We start from the raw sequence: 327 nt of genomic DNA, 5'->3' as shown, positions 1-327 counted from the left end.
GCACCACGACCGCAACCGTTCTGGCACAGTCGATCGTCCAGGAAGGCCACAAGGCCGTTGCCGCCGGCATGAACCCGATGGACCTGAAGCGCGGCATCGATCTGGCCGTGACCGAAGTCGTCGGCGCGCTCGGCAAGGCTGCCAAGAAGATCAAGACCTCCGAGGAAGTCGCCCAGGTCGGCACGATCTCGGCCAATGGCGACGAGTCGGTCGGCAAGATGATCGCGGAAGCGATGCAGAAGGTCGGCAACGAAGGCGTCATCACGGTTGAGGAAGCCAAGACCGCCGAGACCGAACTCGAAGTCGTCGAAGGCATGCAGTTCGACC

General features: G+C 63.0%; 1 protein-coding gene. It reads left to right on the top strand.

The window, feature by feature from the left end; genetic code table 11:
• A partial coding sequence (locus EOB49_RS34970; RefSeq protein WP_281060642.1) for a TCP-1/cpn60 chaperonin family protein occupies nucleotides 1–327 on the top strand: 327 nt, incomplete at both ends.

The sequence above is a fragment of the Mesorhizobium sp. M7A.F.Ca.MR.148.00.0.0 genome (assembly GCF_003997735.1).
Taxonomy (GTDB): Bacteria; Pseudomonadota; Alphaproteobacteria; order Rhizobiales; family Rhizobiaceae; genus Mesorhizobium.
Note: the sequence above shows the minus strand (reverse complement) of the source record. Positions and strands in the feature narration are given on the sequence as shown.